At 63.5% G+C, this 14,087-nt stretch carries 15 protein-coding genes and 1 tRNA gene; 7 read left to right on the top strand and 9 right to left on the bottom strand.

What is annotated here, in order from left to right:
* Positions 1-3: 3 nt before the first annotated feature.
* The gene (locus GPX89_RS02420; protein WP_157354854.1) at positions 4-2,043 is read right to left on the bottom strand and encodes a cytochrome c oxidase assembly protein; all 2,040 of its coding nucleotides are present in this window, start codon (positions 2,041-2,043) and stop codon (positions 4-6) included.
* Positions 2,044-2,246: 203 nt separating this feature from the next.
* Here GPX89_RS02420 and GPX89_RS02415 point away from each other — a divergent pair.
* A tRNA-Arg gene (locus GPX89_RS02415) sits at positions 2,247-2,320 on the top strand.
* Between the two features lie 98 nt (positions 2,321-2,418).
* The gene (locus GPX89_RS44220; protein ID WP_157354853.1) at positions 2,419-3,357 is read left to right on the top strand and encodes a tyrosine-type recombinase/integrase; all 939 of its coding nucleotides are present in this window, start codon (positions 2,419-2,421) and stop codon (positions 3,355-3,357) included.
* 33 nt (positions 3,358-3,390) lie between these two features.
* Here GPX89_RS44220 and GPX89_RS02405 read toward each other — a convergent pair whose 3' ends face one another.
* Positions 3,391-3,822, bottom strand: a complete 432-nt coding sequence (locus GPX89_RS02405; RefSeq protein ID WP_157354852.1) for a hypothetical protein — start codon at positions 3,820-3,822, stop codon at positions 3,391-3,393.
* A 146-nt stretch (positions 3,823-3,968) separates the two neighbouring features.
* On the opposite strand from GPX89_RS02405, the gene GPX89_RS02400 reads away from it, so the two are divergent.
* The 3 genes from GPX89_RS02400 to GPX89_RS02390 are packed head-to-tail and all read left to right on the top strand — an operon-like array spanning position 3,969 to position 7,238.
* Positions 3,969-4,298, top strand: coding sequence for a hypothetical protein (locus GPX89_RS02400; protein ID WP_157354851.1), 330 nt, complete (start codon positions 3,969-3,971; stop codon positions 4,296-4,298).
* Positions 4,295-6,670: a TPR repeat region-containing protein gene (locus GPX89_RS02395; protein ID WP_157354850.1), complete on the top strand. Its 2,376-nt coding sequence runs from the start codon at positions 4,295-4,297 to the stop codon at positions 6,668-6,670. The genes GPX89_RS02400 and GPX89_RS02395 overlap by 4 nt, the downstream gene beginning before the upstream one ends.
* Positions 6,639-7,238 (top strand): hypothetical protein, encoded by a 600-nt coding sequence (locus GPX89_RS02390; RefSeq protein WP_157354849.1) that lies wholly within the window; start codon positions 6,639-6,641, stop codon positions 7,236-7,238. Before GPX89_RS02395 ends, GPX89_RS02390 begins: the two co-directional genes overlap by 32 nt.
* A gap of 522 nt (positions 7,239-7,760) precedes the next feature.
* Here the strand turns inward: GPX89_RS02390 and GPX89_RS02385 are convergent.
* Positions 7,761-9,317: a hypothetical protein gene (locus tag GPX89_RS02385; protein ID WP_328601430.1), complete on the bottom strand. Its 1,557-nt coding sequence runs from the start codon at positions 9,315-9,317 to the stop codon at positions 7,761-7,763.
* Between the two features lie 725 nt (positions 9,318-10,042).
* Here GPX89_RS02385 and GPX89_RS02380 point away from each other — a divergent pair.
* On the top strand, positions 10,043-10,840 hold the full coding sequence (locus GPX89_RS02380; protein ID WP_157354848.1) for an alpha/beta fold hydrolase: 798 nt from the start codon (positions 10,043-10,045) through the stop codon (positions 10,838-10,840).
* A 44-nt stretch (positions 10,841-10,884) separates the two neighbouring features.
* The gene (locus GPX89_RS02375; RefSeq protein WP_157354847.1) at positions 10,885-11,289 is read left to right on the top strand and encodes a hypothetical protein; all 405 of its coding nucleotides are present in this window, start codon (positions 10,885-10,887) and stop codon (positions 11,287-11,289) included.
* Positions 11,290-11,314: 25 nt separating this feature from the next.
* Here GPX89_RS02375 and GPX89_RS02370 read toward each other — a convergent pair whose 3' ends face one another.
* From GPX89_RS02370 to GPX89_RS02345, 6 genes are all read right to left on the bottom strand, one after another.
* Positions 11,315-11,686 carry a helix-turn-helix transcriptional regulator gene (locus GPX89_RS02370; protein WP_157354846.1) on the bottom strand — a complete coding sequence of 124 codons (372 nt, stop codon included), beginning with the start codon at positions 11,684-11,686 and terminating at the stop codon, positions 11,315-11,317.
* A gap of 83 nt (positions 11,687-11,769) precedes the next feature.
* Positions 11,770-11,973, bottom strand: coding sequence for a hypothetical protein (locus GPX89_RS02365; RefSeq protein ID WP_157354845.1), 204 nt, complete (start codon positions 11,971-11,973; stop codon positions 11,770-11,772).
* Positions 11,974-12,015: 42 nt separating this feature from the next.
* On the bottom strand, positions 12,016-12,186 hold the full coding sequence (locus GPX89_RS02360; protein ID WP_157354844.1) for a hydrophobic protein: 171 nt from the start codon (positions 12,184-12,186) through the stop codon (positions 12,016-12,018).
* Between the two features lie 303 nt (positions 12,187-12,489).
* Complete coding sequence (locus GPX89_RS02355; protein ID WP_157354843.1) at positions 12,490-12,690, bottom strand: hypothetical protein; 201 nt, start codon at positions 12,688-12,690, stop codon at positions 12,490-12,492.
* A 320-nt stretch (positions 12,691-13,010) separates the two neighbouring features.
* Positions 13,011-13,184, bottom strand: coding sequence for a hypothetical protein (locus GPX89_RS02350; protein ID WP_157354842.1), 174 nt, complete (start codon positions 13,182-13,184; stop codon positions 13,011-13,013).
* A gap of 207 nt (positions 13,185-13,391) precedes the next feature.
* A complete protein-coding gene (locus GPX89_RS02345; RefSeq protein ID WP_198347231.1) occupies positions 13,392-14,000 on the bottom strand; it encodes a helix-turn-helix domain-containing protein in 609 nt (202 codons plus the stop codon).
* Positions 14,001-14,087: the final 87 nt, after the last annotated feature.

Raw genomic sequence — 14,087 nt, 5'->3', positions numbered from 1 at the left:
CGTTCACTTGCGTACCTCTCCGTCACGCCGGGCGAGCTCGGCGAACATGGCGTTGTACGCGGACAGGTCCGCGTCGTCGTCACGTTCGGCCTGACGGTCGATCCGGTTCGCCAGCCGGGTGTCGCTGCGCGACCACTGGATGAGCAGCGCGAGCATCACCACCACCAGCGGTACCTCACCGCTGGCCCACGCGAGGCTACCGCCGGTGTGCTGATCGGCGAGCAGATCGCTGTTCCAGCCGAGGCCGAGGCCGCGATAGAACCAACCGCCCATCACGGTGTCCATGCTCATCAACGCGATGCCGAAGAAGGCGTGGAAGGGCAGCGACCCGAACACCATGCCCAGCTTGGTGAGCGGCTCCACCGGCCGCGGCTTGGGATCGATACCGATCACCACCCAATAGAACAGGTAGCCGCTGACCAGGAAGTGCACATTCATGAACAGGTGCGCACCGTGTGTTCCCACGATCTTGTCGAAGATCCCGCCCAGGTACAGCGCGTAGAACCCGCCCACGAAGAACACCGCCGCGATCACGGGCTGGGTCATGAAGCGCGACACCGGATTGTGCACGGCAGCCAGGATCCATTCACGCGGCCCGGGCGGCGCGCCCCGGCCGGCCGGTTGAATCGCCCGCAGCGCCAACAACACCGGACCACCCAGCGCGAACAGAATCGGCGCGAGCATCGACAGCATCATGTGCTGGGCCATGTGCACACTGAACATGGCCGGGGCATACCGCCCGACACCGGTGCTGGTGGCGATGAACAGCGTCGCGCAGGCGGACATCCAAGCGATGGACCGTCCGACCGGCCAGGCGTCGCCGCGCTTGCGCAGCCGCAGCACACCCAGCAGGTAGACCACGGCCAGCACGATGGCGAGAGTTCCGTAGATCAGGTCGAAGCGCCAGCCGAACAGCAGCCGGGCGGCGGTGGGCGGACCGGCCAGGTTGTAGCCGATCTCGACCTCGGTCGGGGTGGGGACGGTGGTCAGCTCCGGCGGCGGGGTCCGGCCCAGACCGACCGCGAGGCCCACGGTGGCCGCGAACACCAGCGCCTCGACACCGGCGAAGCGGATGAGCGCGCCACGGTCCTGCGGATCCTTCTCCAGATCCGGGATCGCGCGCCGGCGCTGCATGAATCCGATGACGCCGAGAATGATCAACGCCACGGCCTTGGCCAGCACGAGTTTGCCGTAGGTGGTGTCGAACAGATCCGACAACGGCACCCGCACATAGGCGTTGATCACACCGCTGACAGCGATCACCGCGAACGAGACGGTCGCCACCTTCGAGAACCGGCGCACGGCCAGCGCGGTGTACTTGCCGTCCCGCAACGCGTAGGCGAGCACCGCACACAGACCGCCCACCCAGATGCACGCCGAGATCAGGTGCAAGATCAGGCTGTTGGTGGCCAGGTCGTGCGCACCGCCCGACGAGGAGTGACCGGTCAGCGCGACCGGCAGCAGCGACAGCACCGACAACCACAGCAACACCGGAGTCCAGCCCCACCGCAACGCGACCCGGCAGCCGATCGCCACCACCAGCACCATGAACACGGTGAACCGCCACGACCCGGCGACGTCGACCTTGTCCGCGGCGCGCCACACCTGCTCGGGCCGCAAAGAATCTTGAAGCGGTTGCCCGGTGGTGTCCGACAGCGTCAGCGGCACCAGCAAAGCCGCGGCACCCGCCCACACCAGCGCCGCGTTGCCGGCGCGTCGCAGCGCCCGATACCCGCCGACATCCAGCACCCCGTTGCCCTGCGGCGGCACGAAGAACGCCGCGAACAACAGCGACCCGACGGTCAGCGCCGCCGAGAAATCCGCGATCGCCCGCACCGCCGGCAACCCGTAGGTGGTCAGTGGCCCCGGATCCGGAATCCCCAGCAGTGTCAGCGCCTGCGCCGCCGACAGCGCCACGACCAGCGCCGCCACCAGCGCCGTCGCCGCACCACCGAGTGCCGTGATCGCCGCGAACCGCACCCCCGAACCCGACCCTCTGGCTGAAACATCCGATCCGGCGGCCGGGTCCTGCGCTGACGACATGCGCCCAGCGTAGTTCGAAGCACCCATCCGGACTCCCCCAGGGTTTCCGGTCCTCCGGTCCGCACACCCCGCCCGACGCGCCGAACAGTTGCTAACCGACGGTCCTTCCCTGATCTGGACGCTCGCTATACTTAACGCGCTGGACACCGAGATCGATTTGGGTCAAGGTGTTTGGTGCCCGCATCACCGCCGATGCCCGCACTGCCTCCGTAGCTCAGTTGGATAGAGCAAGGGCCTTCTAATCCCTAGGTCGCAGGTTCGATTCCTGCCGGGGGCGCATCGGGTGACTGACCAGCGAAAACGCTGGCAGTTACACCAATACCCATACCTCACAACGCTCAAACGCCAAGGGATTTACAAGATTAGACTCGTGGGATGGGGCAGGATCTCGACGCCATCCCCGAGCTTCTCGAGGACTTCATCACCGAACTACGGCGCGCCAACCGGTCAAAGGGCACCATCGACACGTACTCCCGCGATGTGGGCTACTTCGTCGACTTCCTCCGCGCTCAGTCCCCTCCGATCGAACCCGACGCCGAGGCCCTGACCCGCGAGAACATCGGCGCCTACATCATCGACACACTGAGCCGGACCAACCGCCGCACCGGCAAGCCGATCACCCCGGAGTACGCCCACCGCCCGTACCGCAGCCTCCAACAGTTCTGCGGTTATCTGGAATCCGAGGCCATCCTCGAGGTCAACCCGTTCGACAAGATGAGCCCACCCCACGTCCCGGAGAAGCCCATTCCTGTCCCGCCGATCGAAGACCTCCGCAAGCTACTCGCCGAGTGCGAGGGCACCGATTTCGAATCCCGCAGGGACACAGCGATTGTCCGACTCCTCGCCGATATCGGACCCCGCGTCGGCGAGATTGCCGCCCTGGACATCGACGCTCTGGACTTCCAAGAGAACACCGCCCTCGTGATCGGCAAGGGCGGTCGCCCGCGAGTCCTGCCGTTCGGCGACAAAACTCGCATCGCGCTCCGCCGATACCTCCGAACCCGAGCCCGACACCCTAAGGCCGCCAACGACAATCCCGCCCTCTGGCTCGGCAAGCGAGGCCAGATGACCAGCTGGGGCATCTACCGCATGCTCACACGCCGCGCCGAAGCCGCGGGCATCAAACATCTCCACCCTCACCAGCTCCGCCACTTCTTCGCCCACAACTGGCTCGCGAACGGCGGCCAGGAACAGGACTTGATGATGCTCGCCGGTTGGCGCTCCCGCCAGATGATCGGCCGCTACGCCCGCGCCACCGCCGAAACCCGCGCCCGCGACGCCCACCGCAAAGCCCGCCTCGGCGACAAGCTGTAGTCGAGATCACCTCTATCAGTAGTTCGATTACAGCTAGTCGGCGGCAATGCGGGACTTGCCGCGGTGGTAGTAGTCCTCGTCATCGTCCCAAGCTTCATCGTTCGCGGCGGTCACCGGTTCGTTCGCCGCGGCTGGAGGACGTGCGAGCACGCCCTCGACGGGCATTGAGGCGGACGGGATCGGGTCAAGACCGAAGTCCGCGTGAACAGCGTCGCGCGCTTCGTTCCGAGCCTTCCCAATCAATTCGATGACCGTGGCGACAAGTTGGTCCGGTGGAATGCGGTGACCGGCTTCACCGAGGTGCCATCGGTAAATAGTGCCGTCGGCGCTGACGTCGATCGACACCGAGTGGTCAGTTGAGGTCGCGTTGGCGATCCGGGTCCGCAACGCGATCTGGAAGAGTTCGGCCTCGTCGACCGAGAGTTGAGCTGCCCTGGCGAAGTGCAGATCACTGATCTCCTGCATGTGCGGCCCCCTGCCGGTCCGGGCGCTTCAAGATCGCGCGGTGGAGGGTTGAAGTCTGACCGCTGCTATATAGTTTGCGCAAGCACAGACCAGAACGGACATCCGAAACCTGGGTTCTGTTCGGAGATTTCGCGTTTGGGGGATGTATGAGTCTCAAGGCCGATCTGGATATCCTCGGCAAGCTCGCGACGACGCTGCACGGGTACGCCCAAGACGCTGCGGGGATCAAGGTCAAGGACGCGCCCGACCCGAAGGCAGACAACCTGCTCGAATCAGCCAAGGCCGCCGGCTCGATTACCACGGACGTGGTGTACGGCGCGCTGATCGAGACAGCCAAGCAACGCCTGGACGAGACCGCGACCGTCATGACCGGATGCGTCAAAGATTTCAAGAACATGGACGACACCAACTACGACTCCTTCGTGAATGTCTACAACACAGGCACCGGCGACTGGGCCGTAGGGCAAGGGCAATGACCACGACGCCCCTGGGATGGCTACGCACTGCCGACCCGTCGATCCTGGGAAAATACGCGAGCGAGTGGGATTCGATCGGTCTTCAGCTCGAAACAGTGTTCGGTGCGTACGTCGACTCGGTCACCAAGGTCAACGGTCAATACTGGGACGGCAAAGCCGCCACGGCTGCTCAAGATCGCGCCAGCGGCGACCAGAAGACCGTGCAAGCCCTCGCCGACAAGCTGACCGGGCTCGCTGGTCAGGCTCGTGACGGAGAGACCGCGATCGCGGAAGCCTTGAGCAAAGCCCGCGGATACTTGTCGCAGTGCGACGCCAACCGTTGGTCGGTCACGGCGTATTTGGGTGTTATCGGCGAAGGTAGCTCCCGTGATCTCGCGCAGATGAACAAGGACCTCACCGCCGCCTACAACGCGGCGGTGACCGCCGATAATGCCGCGCGAGATGCGTTGAACGCCACGCGCTCCCAGCTTCTGATCGCATTCACCTCCAGTGCGTCCCTGGGCGGCGATGAGGGTAAGGCAGACGGCAAGCGTCTCGTTGACGACCCTGCGCATATGAGCGACGCGGCGATCCAACGTCTCATCGACGCCGGGCAACTCACTGACCAGCAACTCGACGACCTCCACAACGGGAAGCCCGTGTCCATCCCCGAGTCACAGATGGACTACCTCAATCAACTCTCACGGTCCTTGGACAACAAGAGCCCCGAAGAGGTCCAAGCAATCTTGGACAAGCTACCTCCGAATGCCCAAGTGGCACTTAAAAATTCACTGCAATTGGTTTCGAACACCAATGTCACGACCGCACTGAAGGGTGACTCCGGCATACCCGACAAGGGCGGCGCGAACCTGTTGCCCAAGAAGCTCGAGGAGTCGTTGACCCGCCCGGATGCTGTCGACTTCGCATGGAACACGACTGGCGGTCCCTACGCGAGGTCCAGCGCGGAGGTCAAACTCAATGGTGTCAAAGACAATCAGATCATCGCGAAGATCGCCGGTGGCTCGGACCCCCGCTACCGCGCCGGGAGCGACCTCGACAAGCAAGTCCTCGACGTCGGTGCGAAGTATCTCGGCGCGCAGGTCAGCGTCGAGCAGAACCCGGAAAACAAGCTGATGAGCTTCACCGTCGACGGGCACGGTCAGGATCCCCGGGCGGCATTGACCGAGGGAATCTTCGGGGCCGTAGGCGACGACAAGGCGGCCGTGCAGAATCTCGTTATCGACGCTGGCACTGGAAAACCCAACGAACAGTTCTTCCACGACGTGCTGACCCACCAGTGGACCGATAGCGGCGACGCTGCCTCGAAACTGTTCTCATTCGGTGACAGCCAACCTGGTTCGGTAGATGCCCACCGTCAAGCCTCAATCATGAGTGCATTCGGCCAGTTCGTCTCCAGCGACGACGCACCGAGCAACATCGCAGGCGGCAACGACAAATGGCATCTCTACGACATCCCCGAATCCGGGCATAAGACCGTCGGCGACTTGAATCCGAAGCTGGTACAGACCCTTTCGACCGGCATGACTCCGTATATGAACGATCTGATCAACTCGACTCACCCCACCAACGATGGGTTCAATGTGACCTATAAGGGTGACGACGGTCAGATGCACAGCTGGACCGATCCATCGGGCAACAACACATTCGCGGGTTCGAAGAACATTTTCTCGTTCATGGATACCAATGACGCAGCCGGGCAGAAGTTTAATGCCGCAGCGCTGGATGCCTCGCTGCGACAAGAAATTGAATACGGACACAACCCGAACGACGCCCATGCCCGCAACCATCTGGTCGATGCCGGGGAGTTGCAAGGTTTGGTAGACGCCGGCTTGCGCGACGAAATCAGCGCCCACACCACCGACTCCAATAAGGTCGCCACGGATGCCTACAACCAGAAGAAGGCAGCCTACGACATCATCACGAAAGGTCTCGGATATAGCGCTCCGATCGGCGACATGACCGTGAAAACTGTTACGGGAGAACAGGTATCGAAACTTGTCGGTATCGGCGGTGACCCACTCAAAAACGCGATCATCGGACCCGCACCATCTGCAGGCAACACCAACATCGGCCTGAACCCGCCGAACTTTGACCAGCAGTCGTACAACGTGTTGGCCAACACCGAGGTGCCAGATAACCTGCGCCAGCAGTACGCCAACCTCTTCGATGCCAACGGCCAGCTCAAGCCATGGCATGATCTTCAGTCGATGCCCGACAGCGGGAACGGGGACGACCCCGTGAAGGATCTAACGACAGTCTTCAACCAACTTGGTCTGAAAGACGGCCATGAGTCGGCCATGAGAGACGGGTACAGCGATGTCACCGGTGGTTACAGGAAGAATGACGGTCAGCAACCGCACAATGGCAGGTAAATGGGCAGTCGTGGCGATCACGCTCGTTGCGCTGGCCACAGTTTCCGGCTGCAGTCGCACAGGTGACTCCTCTCATTCGGCATCGGCACCTTCAGGAGTGGACCAAGAATACGAGAGGCTGACTTGCATAGCGGTGCCGGAGGATCTGCGCTGGGAGTACTCGTATCTGTATGATTCGAACGGTCAGCTAAAGCCATTGAGCGCGATCAAGTCCATGACTTCGGATCAGACACCGTCTCCGGCGGGAGACATCACTGTTCTGTACAAGACGCTGGAGTCGCGCTATGGCCATCCCCCGGCCTGTGGGGAGCCGTATCCGAAAGGCCCCGCTGGTCAGCTGAATATCGATATCCTGAACCATAAAGCGTTGAGCTGTGCAGATATTCCATCCGATCTCAAACAGAGGTATGCAGATCTCTTCGAAAGCAATGGTCAGCTCAAGAGTTGGAAGACAATAGCGTCGACGCCAATCGCCTCCCCAGGCGTCTCTCTAGACCATGAGGTTACTACTTTGTACAACGAGGTCGTCGCCCGTCTCGGCCACCCGATCTCCTGTCCCCAGAACTGAACGCGGCCTGCAAGAGCTTGTCGGCCTCCTTGCGACACCAGATCATTCTCACGCTCGGCAGCACATCGCTCACTACAGCGGGTACGGCTCAGCGCATGTGCGAAAAGTTGATCCGCAACACGTGGACGGCCCGGGGCTGGGCCCTCCAGTAGGACGCCGACTCACTCTGGGCCCCAATCAACACCCCCGCCGGCTATGGGATAGTCCTGCAGTACACACCTGCGCAAGACCAGTCCCTGAGCATCAGCGCCGGATCCCCTTGCTTCCCATGGCCTGAAAGGCATACGACCACCCAGCAACCCGCGGAGACCAAGAGGACTGCTGCAAAATCAGGTGACAGGTTTGACCTGCCCCATCATTTGGGTTCCAGTCGCAGTGGCTAACTGGAACGCGACGATCTGGCGTCGACGAACGAGTGGCCTGTGCGTTCTGGTTCGAGGAAGCTCGCGGGAACTGCAGCTCCCTTTCGGCGGCCTCGTCACACGGGCTATGGGCCCATACCTTCTCGAGCGCGCAGACGACTCAGGCGGAGTGCCATCCGAACAGCGCTTGGTAGAGCATCGCGCGCTCAAGCGGCGGAAGCTCAGTCTCGCCTGGCTGCGCTTGTACACAACCGAGAAGTGAACTCGGCGCGGATGCCGCCTTAGGTTTGTTCCGCATGATGAGCTTGGTGAACGCCTCTACTAGCGCGAGTCCGGCACCCATGAGCGTAAATCCAGCCGTCGCAAGGTCCGCAACCGTAGCCGGAGTCCCGAACACTCCGACCGGGTCAGCTTCCCAGATCCCGAGCGCGTCGAAGTGTTTTTGCGTCATCCTGTCGTCAGCACCGGGCAGGAGTTCGGGCATGGTGTCTAGGTTCAGGGCGATATTGACTGAGTTGCCATAGCTACGACCAGGGTGCTGATCGATGGGCAGGATGCCGTCGTGGATGTGGTTGCGAAGAACCTTGCACACGCCGGCGTACACATGAAGTCGCTGCACATCGGTGAGCACGTCAGCCTCGTACTCCTTCTCCAAATGGTCCTTGACGTAGCCTTTCCCGTCGAGAGACTGACGAAAGTTCCTCGGGTTGCGGTTCGAGTCGACGAGCAAAAGAAACCGTCGACCGTAAATGTCGAAAGCAGCAGCGAGGTAGAGCAACTGTCTGTCGAACGCTTCAGCGGCGGCCTCAACGACATCGCTACCACGTTTGCCGTTCACAGGATTGGACAGTGCGGCCAGCATGTGGTCAAGAGCGCGTGCGGCACGAGCCAGCCGAACGCGGATCGACTTGAGAGCGGTCACCGTCTCTGTATCGCCCATTTGCGTCGCGATAAGCGGAAAGCAATCGAAGTAGGGCATATTCGACACCACGCCCCAGTCGTAGAGGTTCTCGATAGTGGCCGTCGACTCGATCGACTTCCAGGCACCGCCGCCATGTAGTGCGCCGCGCCGCACCCCTACGACCGGATTAGCCGTCACCCGCAGGTAGTGCCCAATGAGGGAAACCGCGTCATCTGGCGTGACGCTTGTGACGATGTCGTTGTCCGCGACGTCGCATCGGCCGACCGTCGGCGCGTTGGAGATGATTGCATCGAGTCCCACTTCAGCCGCGGCAGCGGCGTATGCCGCGGCGTGGTGGCGCTGTTCTAGGCTCAGTGGTTCCGCGGCCTCGGGTGCCGTCTGTTCGTCAAGCCGCTGGTAAATATCGAAGAATCGGGCAGTTCGCCGGGACCACTCCGGCCCGTTTTCGGTGACGACTCGAAATTGCACCGCGTCGGCCAGCCGACCCGCTGCTTCGACGGTGGAGAACCCGATCTGGCGGACCAGCGGATCACGGAGAGCTGTCGTCCACGCGGCGGGCACGTCTTCGCCGGCTGGAACCATCAGCTGCACATCGATCTCGTCGCGGTCCAGGAACCGCGAAAAAAGCCCTTCTGGAGGATCCGGCACCGTCGTGACGTCAACACCTAAGCGCAACTGCCGGGTCGCGGGACGAAGAGGGAAGAGCGGCGGAAGCTTCTCGTTTTCCTGGATCGGCGGACGCACGTACCGCGTGAATCGATAGTTCGGCTGGCCGTTCGGGATACTAATCGTCACGCCGCGATCGTCTCACCTGAGACCGACATGACACATAGCTACCTGGGCCTATCCTGACCTCTTGGACAGCCATGGCGTTGATAGACTCGGCCCTGCCGGTTTCTACACCTCGCGAGACCCAACTAACTCCCACGAAATCCGCTGCCCGTCGCAGTATTTGAAGGTTGCGAACAGTTGTCAAGAGTTGGCATCTGGGAATCAGATCGCCAGGTAGACAACCCTTTTCGGTAGCCATTGACAGCGGCCAATGGCATCGAGTAGCGGAGGCTCGTTCTAATCCCTAGGTCGCAGGTTCGATTCCTGCCGGGGCGCTTTCGATGAGTGACGTGCGCGAACGTCGCCAGGTTCACTCGTACTCATAGCCGACGGCGCTCAAACAGCCACCGACCGGAACGCTGGTGCGCATGGTGTGCTCGGCTCCCGCTCAGTGTGCGGACCATCGTGTTGGGCCCTTGCGCTGGGTGGGCGTTATTCAGGACGAAATCTCGGGCCATGATCTGGTCGGGCGGGCGGGTGTGCAAGTCGGTGTCCGACTTACGGATTGCGGCGTCGGAATTGTGTTTCGGGGCAGAGTTGCGGGCTGCGGTGGCGGCGGGTTCGGGGGGCGAACTATTACTGATCTGCGAGAGGCACCGGGGTGCGGTTCGCGTTGGTGAGCAGAACCTGCTCGGCGAGCGAAATCGCTTATTCCAGAACAACACTCGAAGATCGAGGATCTGATTTAGATGACGAACAAGAACACCTTCCCGACTGCCTCGGCCTGGACCGGTATGGTGCCGGTCGACGACACCGCGCTGGCTGTCACCGATACCGGAGGATCCGGTGTTCCCGTGGTGTATCTGAACGGGGCATACGCCAGTCAGCGGCATTGGCACAAGACGATTGCCGAATTGGGTTCGGGCTTTCGGCACATCACTTTCGACGAACGGGCCCGTGGTAAGTCGAAGACCTCGTCGGACTATTCCTTCGAGGGGGCATTGCGGGATGTCGACGCGGTTCTGGCCGCGCGTGGCGTGGAGCGGGCGCTGCTGGTGGGTTGGTCGTTCGGCGGAATTGTCGGGTGGCATTGGGCCGATCGCAATCCGGACCGGGTCGTGGGAATGGTCACCGTGGACGCCGCTCCGTACGGCATTACCGGTGAGGAGAGCCGGGAGCGGATTCGGAAGCTGTTCCGCCGCATGCGGTTCGTGCTGCCGCTGGTGCGCCCGCTCGGCATGGCGGCGCGGATGTCGGCCGCCGAGCACGCCGAGATCGGCATCGAGCTCAACGAGATCGTCGCTGCCAGCGTTCCCGTGCTGCTGCGCCTGACCTGCCCGACCCGGTTCGTGCTGGCCACCGGCAACAGCCTCGGCACCGAGGACGGCGAGATGGAAAAGGCCAGGACCTCACTGGATCCGGTGTTCGCCGGCAACCCGAACGTTCAGATCGGCGCGAAGGTCGCCAGCAACCACTCCAAGATCCTGAGCAAGGACTACGCCGCCATCGCCCGGACCATCCGCGACGTCGCCGCTATCGCGAACTAGACGCGATCACTTCCCCCGCACCACATTTCGAGGAGAACACCGTTATGTCCATCACCCTGACCGATCAGGACAAGATCACCCTGCGCACCGCCGCCTACGGCGCGATCTCCCTGCTGGCCGCCGCCGACGCCACCGGCAAGCCCCGGAAGATCGCCGCCAACGGCAGTATCGCCCTGACCTCGGCGACCGGCCCGATCGGGCACGTGCTCGCCGAGAAGTCCAGCGGCGTACCGCTGGAGGGCAAGTCCGTGGCCGAGATCGCCGATCAGGTCCTGCCCGCGCTGACGGCGTCCACGACCCTGCTGACGAAACAGGATCCGGCCGAGGCCGCCAACTTCCGCAGTACCGTCCTGCTCGCCATCGAAGCCGCGCAGGCCCATCAGACCCGGCCGAATCCCGTTCTGGCCGACCTGACTCGTCAGATCACCGCCGCCCTGGACGCGGCCTAGGTCGAGCGCGGGGAGGGCGGCCCGTTCACCGGTCACATTCGGCTTGACGGCGTTTACGGAAGTCTCGCGGAGTCTCCCCGAAACGATCCTTGAACGCCGCCGAGAACCAGGTCACGGTGAAGCCGCAACGGGCCGCCACCTCCGCGATCGGCGGGTTCGGACGCTCCAGCATGGAGCGTGCCGCTCGCAGGGACTCCTCCCGGCGCAGATCGCGGTAGGTCGTCCCGCTCTGCTGCAAGGCCAGCCGCAGTTGACGCGGCGACCACCCCAGCGCATTCGCCACGGCAGGTAGGCGCACATCGCCCGTCCCGACGTTTTCGCGCACGAATCGCCGCACCGCCTCCCCCGTTTCGGTGAGGTGACCGTGCTGGGGTCGCAGATCGCCGGTCAGCAGCAAGCACAGCAGCTCGCTGATTCGATCGCATACCGCGTTGGTCGCGTCGATATGTGGTGACTCCGTGGGTGGTTCGGTGGCCGCTTCTAGTAGGTCGGCTCTTCCTGCGCGAGGCGGTCGACGTGGGATTCTCCCGAACGCTGCCCGCGCGCGGTCATTTCTTCGCGGTCGGCTGCCTGCCAGTGGTCGGGCGGGGTGACGGGCACGTCGCCGTCGGTGTTGCGGACGTCGTCGGAGTCGAGACTCTCGGTGGGGCCGAGAGTGTCGCCCGGGCCGGATTCTGGGCACATGCCGCACGGATGCCCGCGGCGGCTTGATCGAAACCGGGTCGGCTACCAGCGGTACCAGCGTCGGCGGCTGCCGGCGGCATCGGCGCTGCGGAACACGAAACCGAGCACCCAGATCAGCAGGACCACGATCGCGACCCACCAGAGCACCTTCAGCAGGAAACCGAGGCCCACGAAGAGCAGGGCGAGCAGCAGGACCAGAAGCAATACGGCCATATCCACCAACCTCCTGGCCTGTGCGTACCCGGCAGGGCGAATCACTAACGGGCCTGCGGCATAGTGCGATGCGCGACATCACCTCTCCTCTCGAATCAGCTTCAGCACTACCCCGCAGCCATCCGCCGAATCGATCGCGCCCGCAACCTGTTCGACCGAGCGTGAGCCGTCCCAATCGGGGCACGGTGAGCGGACCCGGCCCTCATATCCGCGACTCGGCCGCGAACAGGAGGAACACCAACCGGGCCCCGTCCGATGGTCGGACGGGGCCCGGTCGTCTATCGGCGGCACTACCGGCGGCGGTCAGTGCCCGCCGTGGCTGTGCTCGCCACCCTTGGCCTTGGCCTCGGTCGGCTGCGCCTGAGCGCCCTTACGGCCGGCCTCGTGCGGGTCGGCGGCGTTCGGCTCGCCGAAGCTACCGCTGCTGGCCTGACCGCCCTTGCGTGCCTGTTCCTCGGTGTCCGGCCGGTTGCCGAACTGACCCGGATTCTGCGAATCGGGCATGGCGAAACTCCTTTCGAGGATGTGTTTTTCCGAACGTGGGCGGTCTTGCTCGCCCACGGTTCCGCGATACCCGAACCGTTGCTCGCTATTCAGCGGCGAGCGGAAATTAATTGGCTCACTTGCGTATTCGCCGGCATACCGGCGCACGCGCGACGATAACCGGCTACACGGTGCAGCGGCCGTCGACGGCGACCCACGGCCGGAGCTCATCGACACCGCCGTCATCGACCACCTGCGCAGCGGGACCGAGCCCGGGATGAAGGCCCCCGACCCCGCCGATCCAGAACTCCGCACGGTGCGCGGCGTCGCACGCTGACTCGTCAGACGGCACCGCCGTCGTCGAAGTCCATGCCGCCCAAGCCCTCCGGGGATTCGGTCTCGTCGTCCGGATCATGCTCGGCTGTCACGGCCTGATGCTCGTCCGCGAATTCGGCCTCGCGATCGGCCTCGTCGAGGTCCGCCCGCTGCCGCGGATCGCCGGTGTCCGTGCCCATCGTGTCTCCTCGCTCGTTCGATGTGCTCGCTCTACCCGAGCACCGCGAGGACAAACGAGCACACATCGATCGGGCTCTACGGGGGTAGCTCGTCGGTATCCCCCGGTGAACGAGGGACGTATCCCGAGGACGAGGAGTGAGATGCGATGATCCAGCTGACCCGCAAGATGCCCTGGATGCGGCCTAGGCCGGGCGCGCGGTCCGGGGCTAGGTTCTGCGCGAGATGATCATGATGTATTCGCAGGGGGTGGTTGTTCGGTTGGCGAAGCCGTGGTCGGTGTCGGCTTGGAAGAAGATGGAGTCGCCTTCGTTCAGGGTCTCGGTGATCCCGCCGAGGAGGACGGTGAGGGTGCCCTCGAGGACTACGAGTTGTTTCTCGGTGCCTGGCGGGTATGCGGGGAGGAGACCGGTGGAGATGTGGGCGGGGAGGTAGTGGACGAGCATCTCGCCGCCTGCGACGCCGGGGGCCGCTGAGACCATGTGTCGTTCGAAGCCGGTTTCGGGGTCGCGGAAGATTGGGCGTTCGCTCCTTCGCATCACAACGGCCACAGCGGAATTGGGGGGCGGGGGCCCGCCGATGAGGTCCGAGAGGGATGCGTTGAGGGCGTGGGCGATTTTGGAGGCGACGCCGATTGTCGGGCTCTTCTCGCCGCGTTCGACTTTGGAGAGCATTGCCCGGCTGACCGCGGACTGGGCGGCGAGTTGGTCCAGGGTCAGCCCGGCCTCTTCGCGGCGGCGGCGGACGTTGGCGCCGAATGCGCCGGCCAGGTCGTCACGATCGCGTGGTTCGGCCGGGTTTCCGTCTTGCTCGACCACTGGGCTCCTCGATCGATGGGTGGCCTGACGGACACAGTTTAGCTTTCTTCTAAAGGAGACAACATCTACTATCGGAGACACGCGATT

The organism is Nocardia terrae (assembly GCF_009760405.1).
In the GTDB taxonomy this organism is placed as follows: domain Bacteria; phylum Actinomycetota; class Actinomycetes; order Mycobacteriales; family Mycobacteriaceae; genus Nocardia; species Nocardia terrae.
Note: the sequence above shows the minus strand (reverse complement) of the source record. Positions and strands in the feature narration are given on the sequence as shown.

What these genes read in the sequence shown, in the direction of transcription:
- GPX89_RS02420 (WP_157354854.1), bottom strand. Translation starts at nt 2,043, where the DNA reads ATGTCGTCAGCGCAGGACCCGGCCGCCGGATCGGATGTTTCAGCCAGA.
- GPX89_RS44220 (WP_157354853.1), top strand. Translation starts at nt 2,419, where the DNA reads ATGGGGCAGGATCTCGACGCCATCCCCGAGCTTCTCGAGGACTTCATC.
- GPX89_RS02405 (WP_157354852.1), bottom strand. Translation starts at nt 3,822, where the DNA reads ATGCAGGAGATCAGTGATCTGCACTTCGCCAGGGCAGCTCAACTCTCG.
- GPX89_RS02400 (WP_157354851.1), top strand. Translation starts at nt 3,969, where the DNA reads ATGAGTCTCAAGGCCGATCTGGATATCCTCGGCAAGCTCGCGACGACG.
- GPX89_RS02395 (WP_157354850.1), top strand. Translation starts at nt 4,295, where the DNA reads ATGACCACGACGCCCCTGGGATGGCTACGCACTGCCGACCCGTCGATC.
- GPX89_RS02390 (WP_157354849.1), top strand. Translation starts at nt 6,639, where the DNA reads ATGACGGTCAGCAACCGCACAATGGCAGGTAAATGGGCAGTCGTGGCG.
- GPX89_RS02380 (WP_157354848.1), top strand. Translation starts at nt 10,043, where the DNA reads ATGACGAACAAGAACACCTTCCCGACTGCCTCGGCCTGGACCGGTATG.
- GPX89_RS02375 (WP_157354847.1), top strand. Translation starts at nt 10,885, where the DNA reads ATGTCCATCACCCTGACCGATCAGGACAAGATCACCCTGCGCACCGCC.
- GPX89_RS02365 (WP_157354845.1), bottom strand. Translation starts at nt 11,973, where the DNA reads ATGTGCCCAGAATCCGGCCCGGGCGACACTCTCGGCCCCACCGAGAGT.
- GPX89_RS02360 (WP_157354844.1), bottom strand. Translation starts at nt 12,186, where the DNA reads ATGGCCGTATTGCTTCTGGTCCTGCTGCTCGCCCTGCTCTTCGTGGGC.
- GPX89_RS02355 (WP_157354843.1), bottom strand. Translation starts at nt 12,690, where the DNA reads ATGCCCGATTCGCAGAATCCGGGTCAGTTCGGCAACCGGCCGGACACC.
- GPX89_RS02350 (WP_157354842.1), bottom strand. Translation starts at nt 13,184, where the DNA reads ATGGGCACGGACACCGGCGATCCGCGGCAGCGGGCGGACCTCGACGAG.